23 protein-coding genes are annotated in these 23,866 nt (G+C 69.2%); 12 read left to right on the forward strand and 11 right to left on the reverse strand.

Annotated features, from left to right (window positions below; translation table 11 throughout):
• The first annotated feature begins 34 nt into the window (after nucleotides 1-34).
• The 5 genes from AC1Q7O_RS02385 (at nucleotide 35) to AC1Q7O_RS02405 (ending at nucleotide 5,162) form a co-directional block, all read left to right on the forward strand.
• Nucleotides 35-1,288, forward strand: a complete 1,254-nt coding sequence (locus tag AC1Q7O_RS02385) for a branched-chain amino acid ABC transporter substrate-binding protein (protein WP_492658590.1) — start codon at nucleotides 35-37, stop codon at nucleotides 1,286-1,288.
• A 71-nt stretch (nucleotides 1,289-1,359) separates the two neighbouring features.
• A complete protein-coding gene (locus AC1Q7O_RS02390) occupies nucleotides 1,360-2,385 on the forward strand; it encodes a branched-chain amino acid ABC transporter permease (RefSeq protein ID WP_492658660.1) in 1,026 nt (341 codons plus the stop codon).
• A gap of 1 nt (nucleotide 2,386) precedes the next feature.
• Nucleotides 2,387-3,685: a branched-chain amino acid ABC transporter permease gene (locus tag AC1Q7O_RS02395; protein WP_492658589.1), complete on the forward strand. Its 1,299-nt coding sequence runs from the start codon at nucleotides 2,387-2,389 to the stop codon at nucleotides 3,683-3,685.
• The gene (locus tag AC1Q7O_RS02400; protein WP_492658588.1) at nucleotides 3,682-4,455 is read left to right on the forward strand and encodes an ABC transporter ATP-binding protein; all 774 of its coding nucleotides are present in this window, start codon (nucleotides 3,682-3,684) and stop codon (nucleotides 4,453-4,455) included. The genes AC1Q7O_RS02395 and AC1Q7O_RS02400 overlap by 4 nt, the downstream gene beginning before the upstream one ends.
• On the forward strand, nucleotides 4,452-5,162 hold the full coding sequence (locus AC1Q7O_RS02405; protein WP_492658587.1) for an ABC transporter ATP-binding protein: 711 nt from the start codon (nucleotides 4,452-4,454) through the stop codon (nucleotides 5,160-5,162). The genes AC1Q7O_RS02400 and AC1Q7O_RS02405 overlap by 4 nt, the downstream gene beginning before the upstream one ends.
• 229 nt (nucleotides 5,163-5,391) lie before the next feature.
• On the opposite strand, the gene AC1Q7O_RS02410 is transcribed toward AC1Q7O_RS02405, so the two are convergent.
• Nucleotides 5,392-5,898, reverse strand: a complete 507-nt coding sequence (locus AC1Q7O_RS02410) for a diguanylate cyclase domain-containing protein (RefSeq protein WP_492658586.1) — start codon at nucleotides 5,896-5,898, stop codon at nucleotides 5,392-5,394.
• A 245-nt stretch (nucleotides 5,899-6,143) separates the two neighbouring features.
• Here AC1Q7O_RS02410 and AC1Q7O_RS02415 point away from each other — a divergent pair, with 245 nt between their 5' ends.
• The 3 genes from AC1Q7O_RS02415 to AC1Q7O_RS02425 are packed head-to-tail and all read left to right on the forward strand — an operon-like array spanning nucleotide 6,144 to nucleotide 9,891.
• On the forward strand, nucleotides 6,144-6,698 hold the full coding sequence (locus AC1Q7O_RS02415) for an ECF-type sigma factor (protein ID WP_492658585.1): 555 nt from the start codon (nucleotides 6,144-6,146) through the stop codon (nucleotides 6,696-6,698).
• Between the two features lies 1 nt (nucleotide 6,699).
• Entirely contained in the window at nucleotides 6,700-9,420 is a 2,721-nt protein-coding gene (locus AC1Q7O_RS02420; protein ID WP_492658584.1) for a protein kinase domain-containing protein, read from the forward strand.
• A gap of 39 nt (nucleotides 9,421-9,459) precedes the next feature.
• Nucleotides 9,460-9,891 carry a DP-EP family protein gene (locus AC1Q7O_RS02425; protein WP_492658583.1) on the forward strand — a complete coding sequence of 144 codons (432 nt, stop codon included), beginning with the start codon at nucleotides 9,460-9,462 and terminating at the stop codon, nucleotides 9,889-9,891.
• Between the two features lie 18 nt (nucleotides 9,892-9,909).
• Here AC1Q7O_RS02425 and AC1Q7O_RS02430 read toward each other — a convergent pair whose 3' ends face one another.
• Both AC1Q7O_RS02430 and AC1Q7O_RS02435 read right to left on the reverse strand, forming a co-directional pair.
• Nucleotides 9,910-10,752 carry a J domain-containing protein gene (locus tag AC1Q7O_RS02430; protein ID WP_492658582.1) on the reverse strand — a complete coding sequence of 281 codons (843 nt, stop codon included), beginning with the start codon at nucleotides 10,750-10,752 and terminating at the stop codon, nucleotides 9,910-9,912.
• Between the two features lie 94 nt (nucleotides 10,753-10,846).
• Nucleotides 10,847-13,021 (reverse strand): sodium-translocating pyrophosphatase, encoded by a 2,175-nt coding sequence (locus AC1Q7O_RS02435; RefSeq protein WP_492658581.1) that lies wholly within the window; start codon nucleotides 13,019-13,021, stop codon nucleotides 10,847-10,849.
• A 153-nt stretch (nucleotides 13,022-13,174) separates the two neighbouring features.
• Here AC1Q7O_RS02435 and ppa point away from each other — a divergent pair, with 153 nt between their 5' ends.
• Nucleotides 13,175-13,714, forward strand: coding sequence for an inorganic diphosphatase (gene ppa, locus AC1Q7O_RS02440; RefSeq protein WP_492658580.1), 540 nt, complete (start codon nucleotides 13,175-13,177; stop codon nucleotides 13,712-13,714).
• 16 nt (nucleotides 13,715-13,730) lie between these two features.
• On the opposite strand, the gene AC1Q7O_RS02445 is transcribed toward ppa, so the two are convergent.
• A complete protein-coding gene (locus AC1Q7O_RS02445; protein WP_492658579.1) occupies nucleotides 13,731-14,894 on the reverse strand; it encodes a GNAT family N-acetyltransferase in 1,164 nt (387 codons plus the stop codon).
• Between the two features lie 103 nt (nucleotides 14,895-14,997).
• Between AC1Q7O_RS02445 and AC1Q7O_RS02450 the strand changes: the two genes are divergently transcribed.
• Nucleotides 14,998-16,992: an NAD(+) synthase gene (locus AC1Q7O_RS02450; protein WP_492658578.1), complete on the forward strand. Its 1,995-nt coding sequence runs from the start codon at nucleotides 14,998-15,000 to the stop codon at nucleotides 16,990-16,992.
• 33 nt (nucleotides 16,993-17,025) lie between these two features.
• Nucleotides 17,026-17,364, forward strand: coding sequence for a P-II family nitrogen regulator (locus tag AC1Q7O_RS02455; RefSeq protein WP_268151514.1), 339 nt, complete (start codon nucleotides 17,026-17,028; stop codon nucleotides 17,362-17,364).
• A gap of 138 nt (nucleotides 17,365-17,502) precedes the next feature.
• On the opposite strand, the gene AC1Q7O_RS02460 is transcribed toward AC1Q7O_RS02455, so the two are convergent.
• From AC1Q7O_RS02460 to AC1Q7O_RS02490, 7 genes are all read right to left on the reverse strand, one after another.
• On the reverse strand, nucleotides 17,503-18,114 hold the full coding sequence (locus tag AC1Q7O_RS02460; protein ID WP_492658577.1) for a LysE family translocator: 612 nt from the start codon (nucleotides 18,112-18,114) through the stop codon (nucleotides 17,503-17,505).
• 64 nt (nucleotides 18,115-18,178) lie between these two features.
• A complete protein-coding gene (locus AC1Q7O_RS02465; RefSeq protein ID WP_492658576.1) occupies nucleotides 18,179-18,964 on the reverse strand; it encodes an AraC family ligand binding domain-containing protein in 786 nt (261 codons plus the stop codon).
• A gap of 18 nt (nucleotides 18,965-18,982) precedes the next feature.
• On the reverse strand, nucleotides 18,983-19,360 hold the full coding sequence (locus AC1Q7O_RS02470; protein ID WP_492658575.1) for a diacylglycerol kinase: 378 nt from the start codon (nucleotides 19,358-19,360) through the stop codon (nucleotides 18,983-18,985).
• Complete coding sequence (locus AC1Q7O_RS02475; protein ID WP_492658574.1) at nucleotides 19,357-19,869, reverse strand: RDD family protein; 513 nt, start codon at nucleotides 19,867-19,869, stop codon at nucleotides 19,357-19,359. The genes AC1Q7O_RS02470 and AC1Q7O_RS02475 overlap by 4 nt, the downstream gene beginning before the upstream one ends.
• Nucleotides 19,866-20,687 carry a DUF3106 domain-containing protein gene (locus tag AC1Q7O_RS02480; RefSeq protein WP_492658573.1) on the reverse strand — a complete coding sequence of 274 codons (822 nt, stop codon included), beginning with the start codon at nucleotides 20,685-20,687 and terminating at the stop codon, nucleotides 19,866-19,868. The genes AC1Q7O_RS02475 and AC1Q7O_RS02480 overlap by 4 nt, the downstream gene beginning before the upstream one ends.
• Before the next feature lie 4 nt (nucleotides 20,688-20,691).
• Nucleotides 20,692-21,171 carry a DUF3619 family protein gene (locus AC1Q7O_RS02485; protein WP_492658572.1) on the reverse strand — a complete coding sequence of 160 codons (480 nt, stop codon included), beginning with the start codon at nucleotides 21,169-21,171 and terminating at the stop codon, nucleotides 20,692-20,694.
• Entirely contained in the window at nucleotides 21,168-21,734 is a 567-nt protein-coding gene (locus AC1Q7O_RS02490) for an RNA polymerase sigma factor (RefSeq protein WP_492658571.1), read from the reverse strand. The genes AC1Q7O_RS02485 and AC1Q7O_RS02490 overlap by 4 nt, the downstream gene beginning before the upstream one ends.
• A 230-nt stretch (nucleotides 21,735-21,964) precedes the next feature.
• On the opposite strand from AC1Q7O_RS02490, the gene AC1Q7O_RS02495 reads away from it, so the two are divergent.
• Nucleotides 21,965-23,752, forward strand: a complete 1,788-nt coding sequence (locus AC1Q7O_RS02495; RefSeq protein WP_492658570.1) for an acetolactate synthase 3 catalytic subunit — start codon at nucleotides 21,965-21,967, stop codon at nucleotides 23,750-23,752.
• The last annotated feature ends 114 nt before the right edge of the window (nucleotides 23,753-23,866 follow it).

Here is a 23,866-nt window from a genome sequence, read left to right on the forward strand (position 1 = left end):
CATTTCCGTTCCCATCCACAACAAGGAGACAAGCATGTTGGACATCACCTCGGTCCGCTTCCCGGTGCGCGCACTCACGGCCGCTGCGGCCCTTGCGCTTGCCGCGGGTGCCGCGCACGCCCAGAAGGGCGAGACGGTCAAGCTGGCCTACATCGATGCGCTCTCCGGCCTGATGGGCCCCGTGGGGCAGAACCAGGTCAAGACCTTCCAGTTCCTTGGCGAGAAGTTCAACAAGAGCAACCCCGCCGGCGTGAAGTTCGAGGTCGTCACCTTCGACAACAAGCTGAGCCCCGCCGAGTCGCTGAACCTGCTGAAGGCTGCGGCCGACCAGGGCATCCGCTACATCATGCAGGGCAACGGCTCCAGCGTGGCGCTGGCGCTGAGCGACGCCGTCACCAAGCACAACGAGCGCAACCCCGGCAAGGAAATCGTCTACCTGAACTACTCGGCGGTGGACCCGGACCTGACCAACAGCAAGTGCAGCTACTGGCACTTCCGCTTCGACGCCGACACGTCGATGAAGATGGAAGCCATGTCGTCGTTCATCAAGGACCAGGCCGACGTCAAGAAGGTCTTCCTGCTGAACCAGAACTACGCGCACGGCCACCAGGTCGCCAAGTACGCCAAGGAAACGCTGGCCCGCAAGCGCCCCGACATCCAGATCGTCGGCGAGGACCTGCACCCGCTGGCCCAGGTGCGCGACTTCGCGCCCTACGTCGCCAAGATCAAGGCCAGCGGCGCCGACACCGTCATCACCGGCAACTGGGGCTCCGACCTCGCGCTGCTGGTGAAGGCCGCCAACGAGGCCGGCTACAACGGCAAGTTCTTCACCTACTACACCGGCGTGACCGGCACGCCGACGGCGCTGGGCTCCGGCGGCGCGGGCCGCGTGTTCCAGGTGGCCTACAGCCACTACAACATGGGCGGCCAGGCGCAGAAGGATGCCGAGGAGTACAACAAGCGCTTCAGCGACGACATGTACACGCTCAGCATCCAGAACATCTACACGATGCTGAGCCAGGCCATGGCGAACGCCAAGTCCACCGACCCCGTGAAGGTGGCCGCGGCGATGGAAGGCCTGACGGTCAAGGGCTTCAACGGCGAAGTGACGATGCGCAAGACCGACCACCAGCTGCAGCAGCCGCTGTTCATCTCGGTCTGGCAGAAGGCCGATGCCAAGTACCCCTACAGCCCGGAGAAGACGGGCATGACGCTGGCGCCGGTGAAGCAGTACGACTCGTACGTGTCTTCCACGCCGACGTCCTGCCAGATGAAAAGGCCCGGCTGATCGCCTGAGCGCCTGATCCGACCGCGCCGCCGCTTCATCTCGGCGGCGCGATCCCTGAACCTTGCTGGCTGCTGCCCTTGGATCAACTCTTCATCAACCTGCTGAACGGCCTGTCGTCCGGGCTGCTGCTGTTCATGCTCAGCTCGGGCCTCACGCTGATCTTCAGCATGATGGGCGTGCTGAACTTCGCGCATGCCAGCTTCTACATGGTGGGCGCCTACGTCGCCTACTCGCTGGTGGGCGTGCTGGGCTTCTGGCCGGCGCTGCTGCTGGCGCCGCTGGCCGTGGGCGTGATGGGTGCGGGCTTCGAGCGGCTGGCGCTGCGGCGCGTGCATAAGTTCGGCCATGTGCCGGAGCTGCTCATCACCTTCGGCCTGTCCTACGTGATCCTGGAGCTGGTGCAGCTGGTGTGGGGCCGCACGGCCGTGCCGTTCACGCCGCCGCCGGAGCTGCAGGGCTCGGCGTTCACCATCGTGTCGCACGCGGCGCAGGGCATGTCGCTGGTGCTGGGCAAGGCCGGGCCGGAGGTCTGCGCGGCGGCGGTGTCCTGCAGCAATTTCCCGCTGACCAAGGTCTTCATGATGGCCGTGGCGCTGCTGATGCTGCTGGCCTTGTGGCTGCTGCTGACACGCACCCGGGTCGGCCTGGTCATCCAGGCCTCGCTGACGCACCCTGAGATGGTGGAGGCGCTGGGCCACAACGTGCCGCGCGTGCTGATGCTGGTGTTCGGCAGCGGCTGCGCGCTGGCGGGGCTGGCCGGTGTGGTGGGCGGCATCACCTTCGTGACCGAGCCCAACATGGCGGCCTTCATCGGCGCCATCATCTTCGTCGTCGTCGTGGTCGGCGGCATCGGCTCGCTGGCCGGCGCCTTCGTCGGCTCCATCGTCGTGGGTCTGCTGCAGACGCTGCCGCTGACCGTCAACGGCTCGCTGGCGACGCTGCTGACGTCGCTGGGCTTCACCGTCACGCAGACCACGCCGGGTTACCCGCTGCTGCGCCTGACGATGGCCGAGGTGGCGCCCATCCTGCCCTACCTGCTGATGGTGCTGATCCTGATCTTCCGGCCCAAGGGCCTCCTCGGCACGCGGGAGGACTGACATGAGCAAGGTCAAGGAATTTCACTTCAAGCCGCTGAACGTCGGGCGCTGGATCATCTGGGGCTTCTTCGCGCTGGCCCTGCTGGTGGCGCCGAAGATCTGGACCAGCGGCCTCGCGCAGACCATGCTCACGCAGATGGGCATCGGCATCATTGCCTGCCTGGCCTACAACATCCTGCTGGGGCAGGGCGGCATGCTGAGCTTCGGCCACGCCGTCTACAGCGGCATGGGCGCCTTCCTGGCCATCCATGCGCTGAACAAGGTGGGCGCGGGCACGCTGGGCCTGCCGGTCAGCCTGATCCCGCTGGTGGGCGGCATGGCCGGCCTGCTGTGCGCGGTGCTGCTGGGCTACGTGTCGACGAAGAAGGCCGGCACGCCGTTCGCGATGATCACGCTGGGCATCGGCGAGCTGGTGTTCGCGCTGGCGCTGATGCTGCCGGAGTTCTCCGGCGGCGAGGGCGGCGTGTCCAGCAACCGCGTCGTCGGCCAGCCGGTCATGGGCATCTCGTTCGGCCCGCAGATCCAGGTCTACTACCTCGTCGCCGTCTACTGCTTCGTCTGCACGGCGCTGATGTTCGCGCTGACGCGCACGCCACTGGGCCGCATGCTGAACGCGGTGCGCGACAACCCCGAGCGCGTCGAGTTCATCGGCTACGACACGCACTGGGTGCGCTTCCTCGCGTTCGCGATTTCCGGCTTCTTCGCCGGCATTGCGGGCGGCCTGGGCGCCCTCAACACCGAGATCGTCAACGGTGGCGACGTGCTGCATGCCGCGCGCTCGGGCGCCTTCCTGCTGTTCACCTTCCTGGGTGGCGCGATGTTCTTCTTCGGCCCCATCATCGGCGCGGTGCTGATGGTGTTCTGCGGCGTCATGCTGGCGGAGCTGACCAAGGCCTGGCTGCTGTACCTGGGGCTGATCTTCCTGTTCATGGTCATGTACGCGCCGGGCGGCGTGGCCAGCCTGATCCTGATGAACCTGCGCGTGGCGGCCTTCGGCAAGCTGGGCAGGATCTGGACGTCCTACCTCGCGCTGGGCGGCGCGGCGCTGGCCGCGCTGGTGGGTGCGGCCGCCATGATCGAGATGCTGTACCACCGCCAGCTCAACGAGGCGCTGGGCCCCGAGCTGCGCTTCCTGGGCGCGACGCTGGACAGCGGCGGCATCGATGCGTGGTTCGGCGCCGGCTTCATGATCGTCGTGGGTGTCGGCCTGTTCGAGCTGGCGCGGCGGCACTACGTGCACCAGTGGGGCGAGATCCAGGAAGACATCGAAAAAGAGATCAAGCGGAGGGAAGCGCTGTGAGCAGTTACGCCCTCGAACTGCGCGATGTGCGCAAGAGCTTCGGCAAGAGCGAGATCATCCGCGGCGCCAACCTGGCCGTGCAGGCCGGCGAGCGCGTCGCCATCATCGGCCCCAACGGCGCGGGCAAGAGCACGCTGTTCAACCTCATCAGCGGCCGCTTCGCGCCGACCTCGGGCGAGATCCACCTGCACGGTTCCCGCATCGACGGCAGGAAGCCCTACGAGATCAACCGCCAGGGCCTGTCGCGCAGCTTCCAGGTGTCCAACCTGTTCACGCGGCTGTCGGTGTTCGAGAACATCCGCTGCGCCGTGCTGTGGAGCCTGGGCCATCGCTACGCGTTCTGGAAGTTCCTGGCCGACCTGGACGACGCCAACGACCGTGCCGAGCAGATCCTGGAGATGATCAAGCTCGACAAGCGCCGCGACGTGCTGGCCATGAACCTCACCTACGCCGAGGCGCGGGCGCTGGAGATCGGCATCACCATCGCCGGCGGCTCCAGCGTCATCCTGCTGGACGAACCCACGGCGGGCATGAGCAAGAGCGAGACCAAGCGCTTCATCCAGCTGATCCGCGAGGTGACCGTCGGCAAGACGCTGCTGACCGTGGAGCACGACATGGGCGTCGTCTTCGGCCTGGCCGACAAGATCGCCGTGCTGGTCTATGGCGAGGTCATCGCCTTCGACACGCCGGACGCCGTCCGCGCGAATGCGCGGGTGCAGGAGGCCTACCTGGGCTCCGTGCTCGCAGAAACACAGGCGGCGGCAGCATGACCCAGCAGCGCACACTCAAGCTGGACAACGTCCACGCCTTCTACGGCAAGAGCCATGTGCTGCACGGCGTGAGCCTGCAGGTGAACCCGGGCGAGATCGTCAGCCTGCTGGGCCGCAACGGTGCGGGCCGCTCCACGATGGTCAAGACCATCATGGGCCAGGTCGACGCCAAGGGCTCGGTCAAGTTCGGCGACATGGAGCTGGTGGGCCGCAAGGCCTACGAGATTGCTCATCTCGGCATCGGCTACGTGCCCGAGAACCGCGACATCTTCCCCAAGCTCACGGTGCACCAGAACCTGATGCTGGGCGAGAAGGGCAAGCAGGCCAAGCCGCGCTGGAGCTTCGACGACATGTACCGCATGTTCCCGCGGCTCAAGGAGCGCCAGCACACCGAGGCCGGCGTGCTGTCAGGCGGCGAGCAGCAGATGCTCACGCTGTGCCGCACGCTGATGGGCGACCCCGACCTCATCATGATCGACGAGCCCACCGAGGGCCTGGCGCCCAAGATCGTCGAGCTGGTGGCCGAGTACCTCAAGGAGCTGAAGAACCGCGGCATCGCCGTGCTGCTGGTGGAGCAGAAGCTGGCCATCGCGCTGGAGATCTCCGAGCGCTGCTACGTGATGGGCCACGGCCGCATCGTGTTCGAGGGCACGCCGGCCGAGCTGCGCGGCAATGCCTATATCCGCAAGGAGTGGCTGGAGGTGTGAGGAGCCCCTCGCTCAGCCCGCCTCGCTGAACGCGGGCGGTCTGATCGGTCTTGCAGACCGCGCTGCGGCAGCGCCGCAGCCCTTCGGCAGGCACATGCCGCCCACTGGGCGCCCTGTGTTCGGCCTCAGCCCCCGAGGGGACGGCGATGCTGGCGGCGTCGAGCCGCCAGCACATCGCCCGGTGGGCCGGCTTAGGGCGGCCCGGCGCTCGGCCCGAAATCTCTGCGTTTCAGCCGCGCATCGCGAGGTTCGCGCGCGCTGCCTCGGCCAGCTCGGCGCCGTTGCGCCCGGCCTGCGGGAACAGCGCGGTGCCCAGCTGCACGCCCAGCTGGATCAGCCGGCTGTCCACACAGTAGGCGCCGCGCAGCGCCTGCAGCAGCCGCTGCTCCACGAGGCGGGCCTCGGCGGCGCCGGCCGCCAGCAGCAGCACGGCGAAGCTGTTGCCGGCCATGTAGACGACCTCGTCCGAGCCGCGCACCCGGTTGCGCAGCCGCAGGCTGACGGTCTGGATCAGTGCGTCGTGCTCGGCCGGGTCCAGCCCGCCGTCGGCACGTGCCAGCGCGTCCACCTCGATCCACACCAGCGCCAGCTGCCCGCTCTCGCGCCGGCATTGCGCGAAATGGCGCGACGTGCGCAGGCCGAACGCGGCCATGGACTCGGCCTGCGGCAGCCGCGTGGACGAGCCGGCGCGCTGGCTGGGGGCTGGGGTGTCGGCGAGGAGAGGCGCTGGGGACATGGCGTTTTTTGCAAGGGCGGTTGCGTCGCGCGCGCGGCCACGGGCCGCAGGCGGTGGGTGAGGGGCGATCGCCCGACGGCCCCGGCTTGCGCCGCCTCCCGGGCCGGGCGCGCGATCGGCCCTCATCTGACAGAACGCCGGGGCGACACGAAACCCGACACGCCGCCTGAAAAAAATATTCAAAACGCGGCGATCACCGCTGCCGTGCTGTCGCTCCGCCGCAGCCAGCCGTTAGAGTCCGGCCGGTGCAAGCCATCACCCAACTGCTGCAGGCCGCCGGGCAAGGCGACCGCGCCGCCGCCGACCAGGTGGTGGCGCAGCTCTACGTGGACCTGCAGCGCCTGGCCCGCCGCCACGTGCGCCAGGCGGGCCATGTCACGCTGCTGGACACCACCGCCTTGGTGCACGAGGCCTGGCTGCGCCTGGCCGGCGCCGACGGCGCCAGCTTCCCCGACCGCCGCCATTTCCTGGCCTACGCGGCCCAGGCCATGCGCTCCGTCGTCATCGACCTGGTGCGCGCCCGCCAGGCCGAGCGCCGCGGCGGCGGCGTGGGTCACCTGACGCTGGACACGGCGCTGGCCGATCAGCTGCCGCAGGCCGACGACGACCTGCTGCGCGTGCACGAGGCGCTGGACGAACTGGCCCAACTGGAGCCGCGGCTGGCCAAGGTCGTGGAGATGCGCTACTTCGCCGGCCTGCGCGAGCAGGAGATCGCCGACGCGCTGGGCATCACCGAGCGCACCGTGCAGCGCGACTGGCAGAAGGCGCGGCTGTTCCTGTCCATGAGCCTCGGGGGCTGACATGGCTGCGCTCGACCGGCAACGCTGGCTGTCGCTGAGCCCGCTGCTCGATGAGCTGCTGGACCTGGCCCCGCCGGCCCGTGCCGAGCGCCTGAACGCGCTGCAGGCCGACGACGCCGCCACGGCCGACCAGCTGCGCCGCCTGCTCGCGCAGGCCGACGCGCTGGAGGCCGAAGGCTTCCTCAGCGAGCCGGTGGTGGCGCAATGGCAGGAGGCACTGGCCTCCGTGCCCGACGACGAAGCGCCGCCGGACCTCGCCGGCCAGGCCCTCGGCCCCTACGTGCTGGAGCGCCAGCTGGGGCAGGGCGGCATGGGCACCGTGTGGCTGGCGCGTCGGGCCGACGGGCGCTTCGAGGGCCAGGTGGCCGTCAAGTTCCTGACCACCGGCCTGCTGGGCCGCGGCGACGCCGGCCGCTTCGCGCGCGAGGGCGAGATCCTTGCGCGGCTGTCGCACCCGCACATCGCGCGGCTGCTGGACGCCGGGCTGCACCAGGCCGGCCAGGGCAGCCAGCCCTACCTGGTGCTGGAGTACGTCGATGGTCGGCCCATCGACGCCTACTGCCGCGCGCACCAGCTGGGCGTGCAGGACCGCGTGCGCCTGTTCCTGGACGTGCTGGCCGCCGTGGCCCACGCGCATGCGCGGCTCATCCTGCACCGCGACCTCAAGCCCAGCAACATCCTCGTCACCGAGCAGGGCGACGTGAAGCTGCTGGACTTCGGCATCGCCAAGCTGCTGGCCGACGCCACCCAGGCCAGCCAGGGCGCTGCTGCCACCGAGCTGACGCAGCGCGCCGGCAGCGCCTTCACGCCGCAGTTCGCCGCGCCCGAGCAGGTGCAGCAGGCCGACGTGACGACGGCCACCGACGTCTACGCGCTGGGCGTGCTGCTCTACCTGCTGCTGGGCGGCCGCCACCCGACGGCCGACGACACGCAGACCCAGTTGGACCGGCTCAAGGCCGTGGTGGAGCTGGTGCCCAAGCGGCTGTCCGACGTGGCCGTCGACCACGAGGACGACGCCATCGCCCGCCAGGCCCGCGAGCTGCGCGGCGACCTCGACACCATCATCGCCAAGGCGCTGAAGAAGTCGCCCGCCGAGCGCTACGCCAACGCGCAGGCGATGGCCGACGACCTGCAGCGCTGGCTGGACCACGAGCCCATCATGGCCCGGCCCGACAGCCGGCTCTACGTGCTGAACCGCTTCGTGCGCCGCCACCGCGTGGCCGTGGCCGCGGGGGCGGCGGCGGTGCTGGCGCTGGTGGGGCTGACGACCGTCAGCGCGCTGCAGGCCCGCCGCGCCGAGGCCGCCGAGCAGCAGGCCCAGGCCCGCCGCCAGCAGGCGGAGGACCTGCTCAGCTACATGCTGGGCGAGTTCGCCGACAAGCTGCGGCCCATCGGGCGGCTGGAGCTGCTGGACAGCGTGGGTGCCAAGTCGCTGGGCTTCCTGGCCGAAGACGCCGAGGCCGGCCCGCTGGCCCGGCTGCAGCGCGCCAAGGCCTTGACGGTGATCGGCGAGGTGCGCGTCTCCAAGCGCGAGCTGGACGCCGCCATCGAACCGCTGACGGCCGCCAACGCGCTGCTGCAGGGCGATCCGCCGCAACCGCAGATGCTGGCGGCGTGGCGCAAGGCGCAGGGGCAGGCGGCGTTCTGGCTGGGGCACATCCACTACACGCAGCGCCGCTTTGCCGAGGCGAAGGTAGCCTGGGATCGGTACCGGGACGTCAGCCAGCGCTGGCTGCAGGCCATGCCGCAGGACGACGACGCCACGGCGGAAGTGGGGTATGCGGAAAACAACCTCGGGTCGCTGGCGCTGGACCAGGGGCAACTGGCCGAGGCCGAGCAGTCCTTCCGCCATTCCGTCGCGCTCAAGCTGGAAGTGCTGCAACGCAAGCCGGGTGACGCCGCATTGACGGCCGAGTGGTCCGACAGCCTGAGCTGGCTGGGCTCCACGCTGGCGCAGCGGGGCCGCTACGTCCAGGCGGAAGCCGTGTTCAGGCAGGCCCTGGAGACGGCCGAGGCGCTGTGCCAGAAATTCCCTGCCGATCAGGGGTGGCTGGAGGAACTGGGCAATAGCGCTTACGCCCTTGGCGATGTACTTCTCCAGTCAGGGCGCAAGGAGGATGCGGCGGGCATGTTCGGGCGCGCCATCCGGGCCTTCCGGGCGTTGCACGACATTGATCCCAAGAACCGCAAGGCGGTCTACCGGCTCATTCGGACGGAGGCCGGCCTGCTGCGCAGCCAGGTTAAGCCGCCGTCTGCGGCGGTCGTGGCGGCGCTGCAGCAGCGGCTGGCCGAGCTGGAGGCTGGCAAGCGCTCCCCGCGTTGGCATCCGCTGCGCGCCGAGCTGAACCAGATGCAGGCGCGAGCCTTGCTGGCGACGGGCGGCGTTGCGGTCGCGCAAGACAGCTTGCGCGCCACGGTGGAACTGCTGCAAACCGATCAGCGGGCTTCGCCGCTGGACTTGAACCTGCGCCAGTCGCTGCTGGAGCTTCGCCTGCTGGCGGCGACCGAACTCACGCCAGAGGCTGCGCAGCGTGCGCAGCGCTGCCAGGAGCTGGCCACCGAATTGCAGAGCCCGCTGCTGGCGCCCCTGCATCACGTTCACGCCGGCTTGACCCAGGTGGCCGCCCAGGTGGCGCGCTGCCTGGGGCGGGCCGGCGATGTGCAGAGCCATGAGCAATGGCTCCAGGCACAAAGTGCGTTGACGTCGAACGCTTCTCCCTGACCATCCCTCAACCCCAACCTGTGACCGAAAGGTGAACCCATGCCCTCTGCTTCCGCCATCTATGTGACCGCTGTCACTGCACAAAACCCGGTGACCTACTACGTGCAGGTCGCCCCTTCGCTGACTGATCCCAACAGTGCGGCCTGCCTGTTCTTCTCCGACAGTGCCTGCAAGAAGCCCGCGACGCAGCCGTTGAAGATCAAGCAGTCCTCCGGCGGCATCACCTTCGCGATGGCGTCACCGCAGCAGAGCGGCTGCAACTGGGTGCTGGTGGGCGCGGTGTCGGACCGCACGGACACGGTGGCGGTCGACCCCAGCTTCATTCCGTCGGCCGATCAGAAGCAGGTGACGGTGCCGGTCACGACGCAGGCGCAGGTCACCGTCGGCGTGCTGCTGATCTTCTCCAGCACGCAGGCGCCCACGCAGCTGTACTCCAGCGCCGACCCGCAGGTCAAGAACGACGGCGCTTGAGCGCGCTGCGGCCTCGGCTCAACCGAGCCCGAGGCCCGTCACCCGCTGATACCGCTTCCTCAGGAAGTCCGCCGCCAGCCTCGCATCGCTGCCCACGCGCTCGCCGATGTAGAGCTCCTGGCGGCGCTCTGCGATCTGCGCACGCAGCCGGTTGGCCATGATGTCCAGCGGCTTCATGCCGCCAGTCTCGGCGCGCTCGATGGCCACGCGCAGCTGGTGCATTTGCAGGTTCTGCAACACCAGCGTCTGCGCCTGCACGACGCGAATGCGGCCCTGCACCATGTGCTCGCACAGGCCCAGCCAGGCGCGCACCGCGTCCGCCGGGCCGCCAATCACCTTTTCGGGCAGCTCGCCCGCGGCCAGCAGCAGGCTTTCCAGCCGGGCGCGGTCGCTGTTCGCGTAGGCCTCGTTGACGACCATCATGCGTTGCTCGCACACCTCGCGCTCCGGGCCCGAGGGCGCCAGGTCGGGGTGAAAGCGCATGGCCGCGCGCCGGTACAGCGTCTTCAGGCTGGGCGGCGGCAGGTCGGTCATGGGGCCCGTGGGCTCGGGCGGCAGCGGCACCGGGTCGGGCAGGGCGGGGACGTCGGGCCAGGGCCGGGCGCGCGGCGCGGCCGGCATGGGCGCGTCGACGCCCTGGCGCTTGAGCGCCTCGGCCAACAGCGCGGTGGCCTGCTGCAGCTGGGCTTCCAGCGCGTCCAGCTCCTGCATCAGCGGGCCTAACGCCTCCAGGTAGCGCAGCCGGAACCCCAGCAGCTTGGCGCGAGCGCCGTCGTGGTCGGCCTCCAGCACCGCGAGGTAGCGTTGGAGGTCCTGCAACTGCTCGCGTCGCCGCGTCAGTTCGTGCCTCGTGATCGCCATGCTCGCCATGCGTGCAATTTTGCCGTGGGCCCGATGCGAAAAAAGCCCGCGAACCGTGAATTCGCGGGCCTTTCGGGCTTGAGCTTCTCGGGGTTTACTGCGATGCCGCGGAGGCGGGCGCCTCGCTCAGGCTGGCGGCGGGTGCCGCGGGGGCAGCCGCCGTGGCTGCGGCGGGCGTCGGCTCCGGCGCCTTGCTGCCAGCGGGCAGCGGCAGCAGCGGCACGATGAGCAGCGCCACGATGTTGATGATCTTGATGAGCGGGTTCACGGCCGGGCCGGCGGTGTCCTTGTAGGGGTCGCCCACGGTGTCGCCGGTCACGGCGGCCTTGTGCGCCTCGCCGCCCTTCTTGTGGACGACGCCCTTGTCGTCCTTGAAGCCTTCCTCGATGAGCTTCTTGGCGTTGTCCCACGCGCCGCCGCCGGTGCACATGGAAATGCCGACGAACAGGCCGGTGACGATGGTGCCCATCAGCAGGCCGCCCAAAGCGGCCGGGCCGAGCACCAGCCCGACGATGACGGGTGCGGCCACCGGCAGCAGCGACGGCACGATCATTTCCTTGATGGCCGCGGTGGTCAGCATGTCGACGGCCGCGCTGTAGTCGGGCTTGCGCTGGCCGGCCATGATGGCGCCGTCGGCGAACTGCTTGCGCACTTCCACGACGACGGCACCCGCCGCCCGGCCCACGGCTTCCATCGCCATCGCGCCGAACAGGTAGGGGATCAGCCCGCCGAGGAACAGGCCGAGGATGACTTTGTGGTCCGACAGGTCGAACACCACGTGCATGCCGCGCGCCTCCAGCGCGTGCGTGTAGTCGGCAAACAGCACCAGCGCCGCGAGGCCGGCCGAGCCGATGGCGTAGCCCTTGGTGACGGCCTTGGTGGTGTTGCCCACGGCGTCCAGCGGGTCGGTGACGTCGCGCACGCTGTCGGGCAGCTCGCTCATCTCGGCAATGCCGCCGGCGTTGTCGGTGATGGGGCCGTAGGCGTCCAGCGCGACGACGATGCCGGCCATGCTGAGCATGGACGTAGCCGCGACGGCGATGCCGTACAGCCCCGCCAGGCCGTAGGCCGAGTAGATGGCCGCGCAGACGAAGAGCACCGGCCAGGCGGTGGACTTCATCGACACGCCCAGACCCGCGATGACGTTGGTGCCGTGGCCGGTGGTGGAGGCCTGCGCGACGTGCTGCACCGGGTGGTACTGCGTGCCGGTGTAGTACTCGGTGATCCACACCATGGCCGCGGTCAGCAGCAGGCCCACGGTGCAGGCGCCGAACAGCGCCATCGCGTTGGTGGTGCCGCCGCCGGCGAGCTGGATGTCGCCGGGGAACATCGCCCGGGTGACGAAGAAGAAGGCGATCAGGCTCAGCACGCCGGCCACGATGAGGCCTTTGTAGAGCGCCGGCATCACGTTCTTCATGCCGTCGCTGGCCTTGACGAAGTAGCAGCCGATGATGGACGCGATGATGGAGACACCGCCGAGAGCCAGCGGGTAGATGACGCCGGCCGCGGCCGAGTCGCCCACCACCATCAGCGCGCCCAGCGCCATCGCGGCGATCAGCGTGACGGCGTAGGTCTCGAACAGGTCGGCGGCCATGCCGGCGCAGTCGCCGACGTTGTCGCCGACGTTGTCGGCAATCACCGCCGGGTTGCGCGGGTCGTCCTCGGGGATGCCGGCCTCGACCTTGCCGACGAGGTCGGCGCCGACGTCGGCGCCCTTCGTGAAGATGCCGCCGCCCAGCCGCGCAAAGATCGAGATCAGCGACGAGCCGAAGGCCAGGCCCAGCATGGGCTTGAGCGCCGCGCTGTCATGCCCGCCACCGATGGCGAGGTAGAACCCGCCCACGCCCAGCAGGCCCAGGCCCACGACCAGCATGCCGGTGATGGCGCCGCCCTTGAAGGCGACGTCCAGCGCCGGGCCGATGCCCTTGGTGGCGGCCTGCGCGGTGCGCACGTTGGCGCGCACCGAGATGTTCATGCCGATGAAGCCGCAGATGCCCGAGAGCACCGCGCCGACGACGAAGCCGACCGCCGTCGTCATGCCGAGGCCCGACGCCGCGATGGCGATGGCCAGCACGACGCCGACGATGGCAATGGTGCGGTACTGCCGGCCCAGGTAGGCGGCGGCACCTTGCTGGATCGCAGTCGCGATCTCCTGCATGCGGGCATTGCCCGCGTCCTGGCTCAAGATCCAGCTGCGCTGGATGAACCCATAAAGAACGGCCGCGAGGCCACAAGCCAGCGCGAAATACAGCGCCATCTCCGTCGACATGTATTCGTCTCCTCAGGTGCGTGTGATCTGGTGGGCCCACGCGGGCTGCGAGGGGCCTGCGCGGCGGAGCTTAAGGGCGGGTCTTGCGCTGTAAGGGGAGCGTTTACCAGCAAAACTAGAATGCGGGTTTTCCAGCCCCTAAGAACGACGACCATGAGCCTGCACAACGTGTCCCCCGGCGCCAAGGCGCCCGACGAGTTCAACGTCATCATCGAGATCCCGATGAATGCCGACCCGATCAAGTACGAGGTCGACAAGGAAACCGGCGCGCTGTTCGTCGACCGTTTCCTGACCACGCCGATGTACTACCCGTGCAACTACGGCTACATCCCGCGCACGCTGGCCGATGACGGCGACCCGGTGGACGTGCTGGTCATCACCCCGTTCGCGCTGACGCCTGGCGTCGTCGTGACCTGCCGCCCGCTGGGCGTGCTGATGATGGACGACGAGGCGGGTGGCGATGCCAAGCTGCTGGCCGTGCCCACCAACAAGATCCTGCCCATGTACAGCCACTGGGAAAAGATCGAGGACGTGAACCCGATGCGCCTGTCGGCCATCCAGCACTTCTTCGAGCACTACAAGGACCTGGAGAAGGGCAAGTGGGTCAAGGTCAAGGGCTGGGAAGGCCCGGAGAAGGCCAAGTCGGAAATCACCGAAGGCATGGCCAACTACGCCAAGGCTGAGCAGAAGTAATCAGGCCCGCGCCCGATCATGAAGACGCCGCATCCGCGGCGTCTTTTGCTTTGTACGGCGCATGCTCGTTGAGTTCGCTCAGATAGCCCGTCATGGCCTCGCCCTCGCGCGCCAGGAAGTCGTTGACGGCATCGGCAAATGCCGGATGCGCCAGCCAGTGGCTGGACGCGGTGGGCGTGGGCATCAGGCCGCGCGCCATCTTGTGCTCGCCCTGCGCGCCGCCCTCGAAGCGCAGATAGCCGTTCGCGATGCACCAGGCCAGCGGCTGGTAATAGCAGGCGTCGAAGTGCAGGTTGGGGATGTGCGCGGTGGCGCCCCAGTAGCGGCCGAAGGCGGCGCGGTGCGCCGGATCCAGCGCGATCAGCGACGTGGCGACGCGCTCGCCCTCGCGATACGCGACAAACATCAACCAGTGCTCGGGCATGTCGCTCGCCATGCGGGCGAAGAAGTCGCGGCTCAGGTAGGGCGTGCTGTGATGCTCGCGGTAGGTCTGCTGGTAGCAGCGGTAGAAGTAGTCCCAGTCCTCGGCCGAGATGGCCGCGCCCTCGCGCGCCTGGAACTCGACGCCGGCCTCGCGCACGCGGCGTTGCTCCTGCTGGATCTTCTTGCGCTTGTCGCGTTGCAGCCGGGCGAGGAAGGCGGTGAAGTCGGCATCGCCCTCGGCCGTCCAGTGGAACTGCACGCCGTGGCGCGCGGTGCAGCCGGCGGCGGCCAGCGCGGCCTGGTCGGCTGCGTCGCCGAACAGCACGTGCAGCGACGACGTGTCCGCCTCTCTCGCCAGCGCGCGCAGGGCCTGCGCCAGCAGCGCACGGGCGTCGTCGTCCACCGCCAGCAGCCGGCTGCCCGCCACCGGCGTGAACGGCACGGCCACCAGCAGCTTGGGGTAGTAGGCGAGGCCGTGGCGACGATAGGCGTCGGCCCAGGCCCAGTCGAACACGTACTCCCCGTACGAATGGCCCTTCAGCCAGGCCGGGCAGGCGGCCAGCAGCTCGTCGCCCTGCCACAGCGACAGGAACTGCGGCTGCCAGCCGGTGTCGGCGGTGGCCGAGCCGGAGTCGTGCAGCGCCTGCAGGTACTCGTGGCGCATGAACGGCGTGGGACGGGGCGATGCCGCCAGCAGGCGGTTCCAGGCTTCGCGAGGCAGGGCAGCGGGTGAGTCGTCGACGCGGAGGGTGGGCATGGCGCCGTATTGGAACGGCAGTTGGCATTCACGCCCGCGGGGCGGGGCTTCTTGCGTGCCCCGCCAGCTGCCGGCGGGCCCGCTTGATGGCAGGATGCGGCCCATGCGTTTCGACAACCTCTACAGTCATGATTTCGCCCGCCTCGCCGTGGGCGTGCCCCTGTGCCGCGTGGCCGATCCGGCGTTCAACGCCGAACAGACGATTGCGTTGCTAAAGCAGGCCGCGGGCGAGGGCGCCGCCGTCGTGGCCTTCCCCGAGCTGGGCCTGTCGGCCTACAGCTGCGACGACCTCTTCCACCAGCGCGCGCTGCTCGACGGCTGCGAGGCAGCGCTGGCCGCCGTGCTGGCCGCCACCGTGGATCTGCCCACCGTCGCCATCGTCGGCCTGCCGCTGCGCGTCGAGCAGCGCCTGTTCAACTGCGCCGTCGTGCTGCTGCGCGGCCGCATCCTCGGCGTCGTGCCCAAGACCTATTTGCCGAACTACGGCGAGTTCTACGAGGCGCGCCAGTTCGCGTCGGGCGAGGAGGCGACGGTGGACAGCGTCGTGCTGCTGGGCCAGCAGGTGCCGTTTGGCAGCCGCCAGATCTTCGCGGCCGACGACCTGCCGCTGCTGCGCCTGCACGTGGAGATCTGCGAGGACGTGTGGACGCCCATCCCGCCGTCCTCGTTCGCGGCGCTGGCGGGGGCAACGGTGCTGGTCAACCTGTCGGCGTCCAACGTCGTCATCGGCAAGGCCGGCTACCGGCGCCAGCTGGTGTCGCAGCAGTCGGCACGCTGCCTGGCGGCCTACGTCTATTCATCGGCCGGTGCGGGTGAGTCGACGACCGACCTGGCCTGGGACGGCCAGGCCCTCGTCTGCGAGAACGGTGAGCTGCTGGTCGAGTCCGAGCGCTTCCAGCGCCGCTCGCAGCTGGTGACGGCCGACGTGGACCTGGAGCGCCTGGCCCGCGAGCGCATGCGGCAGACGAGCTTTGGCCAGTCCGTGCGCGTGCACGCCGCGCAGCTGAGCGCCTTCCGCCACGTGGGCTTCCAGCTGGGCCTGGTCCGCGACCGGCCGCTGGCCCTGCGTCGTCGTGTCGAACGCTTCCCCTACGTGCCCGCGGACCACAGCCGCCGCGACGAGCGCTGCGAGGAGGTCTACAACATCCAGGTGCAGGGCCTGACGCAGCGCCTGGCCTCCAGCGGCATCCACAAGCTCGTCGTCGGCATCTCGGGCGGGCTGGACTCCACGCATGCACTGCTCGTGGCCGCCCGCGCGATGGACGCGCTGGGCCTGCCGCGCACCAACATCATCGGCGTGACGATGCCCGGCTTCGCCACCGGCGAGCGCACCCGCGCCCAGGCGCTGCGGCTGATGGCTGCCGTGGGCTGCGAGGCGCGCGAGATCGACATCCGCCCCAGCTGCACGCAGATGCTGCAGGACATCGACCACCCGCACCGCGACGAGCAGCCGGTCTACGACGTCACCTTCGAGAACGTGCAGGCCGGCGAGCGCACCAGCCACCTGTTCCGCCTGGCCAACCTGTCGGGCGGCCTCGTGCTGGGCACGGGCGACCTGTCGGAGCTGGCGCTGGGCTGGTGCACCTACGGCGTGGGCGACCACATGTCGCACTACAACGTGAATGCCAGCGTGCCCAAGACGCTGATCCAGCACCTGGTGCGCTGGGTGGCCGAGACCGGGCAACTGGGCGCCGGCACGGACACCCAGGTGCTGCTGGACATCCTCGACACCGAGATCAGCCCCGAGCTGATCCCGGGCAGCCTGCAGAGCACGGAGGGCACCGTGGGCGCCTACGCGCTGCAGGACTTCAACCTGTTCTACACGCTGCGCCACGGCTACGCGCCGGCCAAGATCGCCTTCCTGGCGCGCCACGCCTGGCAGGAGGCCTACGCGCTCGCCGAGATCAAGCGCGTGCTGCGCATCTTCGTGCAGCGCTTCTTCAAGGGCAGCCAGTTCAAGCGCAGCTGCGTGCCCAACGCGCCCAAGGTCGGCAGCGGCGGCTCGCTGTCGCCACGGGGCGACTGGCGCATGCCCAGCGATTCCGAAGCGGCCGTCTGGCTGGCCGATCTGGATCGCGTGCCGGATGAACATGCTTAAATCGACGCCAGACGAAACCAGGAGCCTCGCCCCATGAAGCAGATCACCGCCATCATCAAACCCTTCAAGCTCGACGAAGTCCGCGAGGCGCTGGCCGAGGTGGGCGCCTCGGGCCTGACGGTCACCGAGGTCAAGGGCTTCGGCCGCCAGAAGGGCCACACCGAGCTGTACCGCGGCGCCGAGTACGTCGTCGACTTCCTGCCCAAGGTCAAGGTCGAGGTCGTCGTGAAGGACGACGAGGTCGACCGCTGCATCGACGCGATCCTGAAAGCCGCCAAGACCGGCAAGATCGGCGACGGCAAGATCTTCGTCGTGCCGGTGGAACAGGTCATCCGCATCCGCACCGGCGAGACGGACGAAGCCGCCGTCTGACGTGCCCCTCGCCCAGCTGCGCAGGCTGAACGCCGCGCATCTGGTCGGTTCCCTGATGTGACGGCGATGCTCGCGGCATCGCCAGACGGGCCGGTTTGGGAGCGACCCGGCGCTCGGCCCGAGATACGCCGGATCGCTTCAACGCGACGTGAAAGCCAGCTTCGCCCCGAGCGCCACGAACGTGGCCGCGAAGCTGCGCCGCAGCCAGGCCATGGCCGTCGCGCTGCCCAGCACCCGCTCGCGCATGCGCGCCGCGAAGGCACCGTAGAGCGCGAAGACCGCGAAGGTCATCGCCATGAAGATGGCCGACAGCTGCAGCATCGCCAGCATCGGTGCCGCGTCATCCTTGGCGATGAACTGCGGCAGGAAAGCCAGGAAGAACATCGACAGCTTGGGGTTGAGCAGGTTCACGAGCACGGCGTGCCGGATGACCTGCCAGTCGGAGCGTTCGGCACCGTCCAGCTCGATCGCCAGCACGCCCTGCTCACGCCACGTCAGCCACGCCAGGTAGAGCAGGTAGGCCACGCCGGCGAACTTGACGGCGTCGAAGGCGAGGGCGCTGGCGTGCAGCAGCGCGGCCAGGCCCGTCACCGCCGCCAGCATGTGCGGCACGATGCCCAGCGTGCAGCCCAGCGCCGCGACGGCCGCCGTGCGTGCGCCGCGCGACAGGCCGGTGGCGATGGTGACGGCCGCGCCCGTGCCGGGCGAGGCGATCACGAGCAGCGAGACGGTCAGGAATTCGAGGTTCATGCAGGCACTCCGTTGTGGGAGGGCCATGCTGCGGCGCCATTGCCGCGCGGTCTTGAACGAAATTTCAGCGCGGCGCGAACGCGCCGGGCGTCAGGCCGAAGCTGCGCACGAAGCAGCGCGTCATGTGCGGCTGGTCCGCGAAGCCGCTGGCCGCGGCGGCCTCGGCCAGCGGCAGGCCGGCACGCACCAGCCGGCGGGCCCGCTGCACGCGGCGCTGCAGCAGATAGGCATGCGGCGGCAGGCCGGTGAGGCGCGTGAAGGCACGCAAGAACTGGTAGCGGCTCAGGCCCGCGTCGGCGGCAAGCCCGGCCAGCGTCAGCGCCGTGGCCGGGTCGTCGTCCATGCGCTCCCGGGCGGCCGCGACGCCTGCGCCGACGGCGGCCGGCCGGCGCGCGGGCTTCAGCAGCCCGGCCACCAGGGCCAGCAGCGCGGCGTCCGAGCGCAGCACGTCGCCCGGCGCCGTGGCGGCGTCGAACAGGGCGGCAAAACGCGCCATCAGCGGAGCGCCACGCAGCACCGGCGCGGTGAATTCGAAGGCCGCTGCCGGGGCGATGTCGGCCGCGGCGTCCTGCAGCACGGCCGGGTCCAGGTACAGCATGCGCCAGCGCCGCCCGCTGGCGTCGAAGGGCTTGCCGTCGTGCACTTCGCCGGGGTTGACCGTCACCAGGTCGCCGGCCAGCGCCTCGACGGTGCCGCGCCCGCTGGCCGACTTCTGCGCGCCGCGCTCGATGAGGCCGATGCCGAACTGGTCGTGCGTGTGACGGCCGAAGGTGTGGGCCGAGTCGGCCGCCACGGCCTGCACGCCGGCCATGCCGGATGGCAGCAGCTGGAAGCCCCGGGCCGACGTCATGGCCCGCGTGTCACCGCGTCAGCGCAGGTGCTGCCAGATGGCCGCGCCCCAGATGCCGGCGGCCAGCACCAGCGCCATCAGCACGGCGGCGCTGGCGATGTCCTTGGCGCGCTTGGACAGCTCGTGCCGCTCGAAGGACACGCGGTCGACGACCGCTTCCACGGCCGAGTTCAGCAACTCGACGATGAGGATGAGCAGCAACGAGCCCAGCAGCAGCGCCGCCTGCTCCCAGGTGCGGGCCAGCCAGAATGCGAACGGCGCGGCGACGATGCACAGCCAGGTCTCCTGGCGGAAGGCGCTCTCGCCGGTGTAGGCGGCCTTCAGGCCTGCCCAGGAATAGCCGGCGGCGTGGATGATGCGGTCCAGGCCGGTGCGGCCCTTGTGGGGGTTGGTCATGGGCGCACGGGAAGTTGAGTGATGACGCGCGAGCCACAGATCGCGTCGTGCAGGAATTGTCGCTGCGGGTGCAGGCGCGCGATGAGCAGGTAGCCGCCGATGCCGGCCATCAGGCTGCCGATGATGGCGGCGCCGCCATGCAGGCCCAGCGCCCAGACGCTGACCAGCGCCGGCATGAACCACAGCCAGCTGAACAGGTAGCGCAGCAGCGCGCGGCCCCAGCCCAGCGGTCGGCCGGCGGCGTCGGTGACGCGCAGATGCCAGGTCTTCATCGCCAGCGTCTGGCCCGAGCGCGTCCAGAAGCCGACGAAGTACAGGCCCAGCACCAGGAACAGAAACAGTCCCAGGCCCACGCGGCCTTCCAGCGCGTGCTGCTGGCGCGTCAGCACCGAGTACAGGAAGCCGGCGAAGAAGATCACGCCGAACAGCAGCACGCCTTCGTAGAGGAAGGCTGCGAAGCGCCGCGCCAGGCCCGGGGGCGTGGCGCTTGGGTCGGCCACCGCCGTCATCGGCCGGGCGCGGACGCGGGCGGCGCCTTCAGCGAGCGCGGCAGCAGCGTCTGCGGGTCCACCAGCGCCGGATCGGCGATGACCTTGGTCTCGCCGGCCGCCAGGTGGCGCGGCGGCGTCGGCCGGCGCGAGATCAGCACTGTCGTGGCGCCGGGCTTGGCCTGCACGAGGCCGGCCGTCACGGGCACCGACGGCTGCAGCTTGGGCGCCGTCGGCACGATGTTGGACTTGGGCTTGGCCTCCATCGACTTGGGCGAGGTGCGCGGCGCGGCCTGCGCCTCGCGGCGCGCGATGGCCTTGTCGGCCAGTGCCTGGCGCTCCGCGGCGGGCAGCGCCTGGTAGGCCTCCCAGCGGGCCTGGCGTTGCTCGGCGGTCAACTGCCGCGCGACCTGGAAGCCGATGCGCGCATTCAGCCGGTCGGCCGTGCTCAGTTGCGCCCAGTCGCGCATGCGGTCATGCACGCGCTTGATTTCCTCGCCCGACATGGTGGCCAGCGCCGGCGTGGCGCTGAGCCACTTGCTGCGCTGCGGGTCGGAGATGCCGGGCCAGTCGCGCTCCAGAGGCGCCAGCAGCGCCTGCTGCTTGGGCGTCAGGCCGCTCCAGTTCGCCGGCGGTGCGCCGAGCGAGGTGGGCGACACCGCCCTGGGCAATGGCTTCGTCTTGGCAGCCGGCATCGCCGCGCTGGCCGCCGCCTGGGGCGCCGATGCCGCGTCTGTCGCCTGCGCAAAAGCAGAAAGCCCCGCTGCGCTGAGCAGCAGGGCGATCAGCAGGCGGGGTGGTCGGGCGGGCAGCGTGGTCGCGGCTCGGATCATGAACATCCGGTCATTCTTCACCATCTCTCAGGAATTCCGCGAAGCCGGGGTCGCTGAAGGCGGCAGGGGGCAGGTTGTCGCTGAGCAGCGCGGTGTCGACCTCGGCCTGCGCGGCGATCTGCTGGTTGAAGTGGCTTTGCTGCATGAGCAGCAGGCCGGCCAGCAGCAGCAGCAGGGGCAGCGCCGACACCAGCTTGGCCCACAGGCCGCCATCGCCACCACGCGGGCCGCCGTTCAGGGCCAGTGTGCTGCCACCGGCCTGCACCACCTGGGTGCTGGCCGGGGCCGTGGCGGTGCTGGCGGCCCGAGCCGCGGCGGCGCGGGCGAGCGCCTGCTCACGCGCGAAGCGCAGTCGCTCGGACACGTCGTGCGGCAGTGCAGCGCTGCGTTCGGTCAGGCCGGCCGCCACGCGCAGGCCGAAGCGCGTGACGCCGGCCTCCAGGCGGTCGTCCAGATCAGCGGACGGAGCGGAAAAATTCGGCGACTTCATAGCGTGATCCCCTTGGCCTTGAGCGCCTTGGCCAATGCATGAACGGCTCGGGAGCAGTGCGTTTTCACGCTGCCCTCCGAGCAGCCCATCACGGCAGCGGTCTCGGCAACATCCAGTTCCTCCCAGTAACGCAGCAGGAAGGCTTCGCGTTGACGCGTCGGCAGTGTTTCGACCTCGGCCTCGATTCTTTGCAAGATCTGCGCCCGGCTGACCTCGTCGGCAGCACTCAGCGCGCCCAGGGCGCCGTCCTGCGACTCGAGGATCTCCAGCAGGTCGAAATCGTCGTCGGACGAGGCGCCTTCGAAGTCCGACATGTTGGTCATGACCGCGTTGCGCGTCTTCTGGCGACGGAAATAGTCCATCGTCGCGTTCGACAGGATGCGCTGGAACAGCAGCGGCAGCTCCGCCGGGGGGCGGTCGAAGTAGTTCTCGGCCAGCTTGATCATGGCGTCCTGCACGATGTCCAGGGCGGCATCGTCATCGCGGACGAGGTAGGCCGTGCGCTTGAAGGCGCGGCGGTCCACGGTACGCAGGAAATCGTTGAGTTCTTTGTCGGTGGCCAAGGCGTGGGCGGGTCCGGACAGCAGCGCGGGATTATGGCATTCGTCTTATACGAAGGCTCAGGCGTTTTAGCCCGGCATAATACGGCTTCGCAATAGCGTTACTGGGTCTTTCGGTGGCTGCCCGACTCGGGCCCCATCTGTTGATCGCGCAGGTTCCGAATCCGCCTCACGAGGGTGCGAAGAGGAGCACCAATGGTTTTTCGTTAGAGAAATTCACAAAGGTTCTAAAAATGGACATGTCTGCCGCGGAAATTAAGCGCGCCGCCCTGGCGCAGCCGCACACCTCCTCCCCCAATTCCTCCACCGCGGAGCTCAACGGCTCCGAGATCCTCGTTCGCTGCCTGCAGGCCGAAGGGGTGCGCCATCTCTGGGGTTACCCCGGCGGCGCGGTGCTCTACATCTACGACGCGCTCTACAAGCAGGACAGCATCCAGCACGTGCTGGTGCGTCACGAGCAGGCCGCCGTGCATGCCGCTGACGGTTTTGCCCGCGCGAGCGGCGAAGTCGGCGTGGCGCTGGTCACGTCGGGCCCGGGCGTCACGAATGCCATCACCGGCATCGCGACCGCCTATATGGACTCGATCCCGATGGTCATCGTCACGGGTCAGGTTCCCACGCCGGCGATCGGCCTGGATGCCTTCCAGGAGTGCGACACGGTCGGCATCACGCGTCCCATCGTCAAGCACAACTTCCTCGTGAAGGACGTGCGCGACCTGGCGCTGACGCTGAAGAAGGCCTTCCACATCGCCCGCACCGGCCGCCCCGGCCCGGTGGTCGTGGACATCCCCAAGGATGTGTCCCTGGCCCGGACGACGTTCAGCTACCCGGACCGCGTCGAGATGCGGTCCTACAACCCGGCGAAGAAGGGCCACAGCGGCCAGATCCGCAAGGCCGTGCAGCTGCTGCTGCAGGCCAAGCGGCCCTACATCTACACCGGTGGTGGCGTCATCCTGGGTGAAGCGACGGCCGAGCTGCGCCAGCTGGTCGACATGCTGGGCTTCCCCTGCACGAACACGCTGATGGGCCTGGGCGCGATGCCCGGCACCGACCCGCGCTTCCTGGGCATGCTGGGCATGCATGGCACGTACGAGGCCAACATGACCATGCAGCACTGCGACGTGCTGCTGGCCGTGGGCGCGCGCTTCGACGACCGCGTCATCGGCAACCCCAAGCATTTCGGCTCGGTGGAGCGCAAGATCATCCACGTGGACATCGACCCGTCGTCGATCTCCAAGCGCGTGCGCGTCGACATCCCCATCGTGGGCGACGTGAAGGACGTGCTGCAGGAACTGATCGCCCAGCTGAAGGAGGCGCAGGCCAAGCCCGACGCGAACAGCGTCAACGCATGGTGGGGCCAGATCAACGAATGGCGCCGCCGCGACTGCCTGGCCTACAAGGGCTCGGACGAGGTCATCAAGCCGCAGATGGTGGTCGATACGCTGTGGAAGCTGACCCGCGAGCGCGACACTTACATCACGTCGGACGTCGGCCAGCACCAGATGTGGGCCGCGCAGTTCTACAAGTTCGACGAGCCGCGCCGCTGGATCAACTCCGGCGGCCTGGGCACGATGGGCGTGGGCCTGCCGTACGCGATGGGCATCAAGCTGGCCAAGCCGGAGTCGGATGTGTTCTGCATCACCGGCGAGGGCAGCATCCAGATGTGCATCCAGGAGCTGTCGACCTGCTTCCAGTACAAGACGCCGGTCAAGATCGTCTCGCTGAACAACCGCTACCTGGGCATGGTGCGGCAGTGGCAGCAACTCGACTACGAGGGCCGCTACTCGCACAGCTACATGGATGCGCTGCCCGACTTCGTGAAGCTGGCCGAGGCCTATGGCCATGTCGGCATCCTGGTCGAGAAGCCCAGCGACGTGGAACCCGCGCTGAAGGAGGCGATGCGTCTGAAGGACCGCACCGTGTTCCTGGACATCCGCACCGATCCGACCGAGAACGTCTGGCCCATGGTCAAGGCGGGCAAGGGCATTTCGGAAATGCTGCTGGGGTCGGAAGACCTGTGATCGGCTGACGCCGCAGGTGCTGGCGAGGGTTACCGCCCTCGCTGATGCCGACGGCAGATGGCGAACACAGCCGACGAAGGCAGACCTCCCTTTTTATCGAACCCGCCGCCAAGG

It is taken from the genome of Roseateles sp. GW823-FHT07B05, assembly GCF_058794515.1.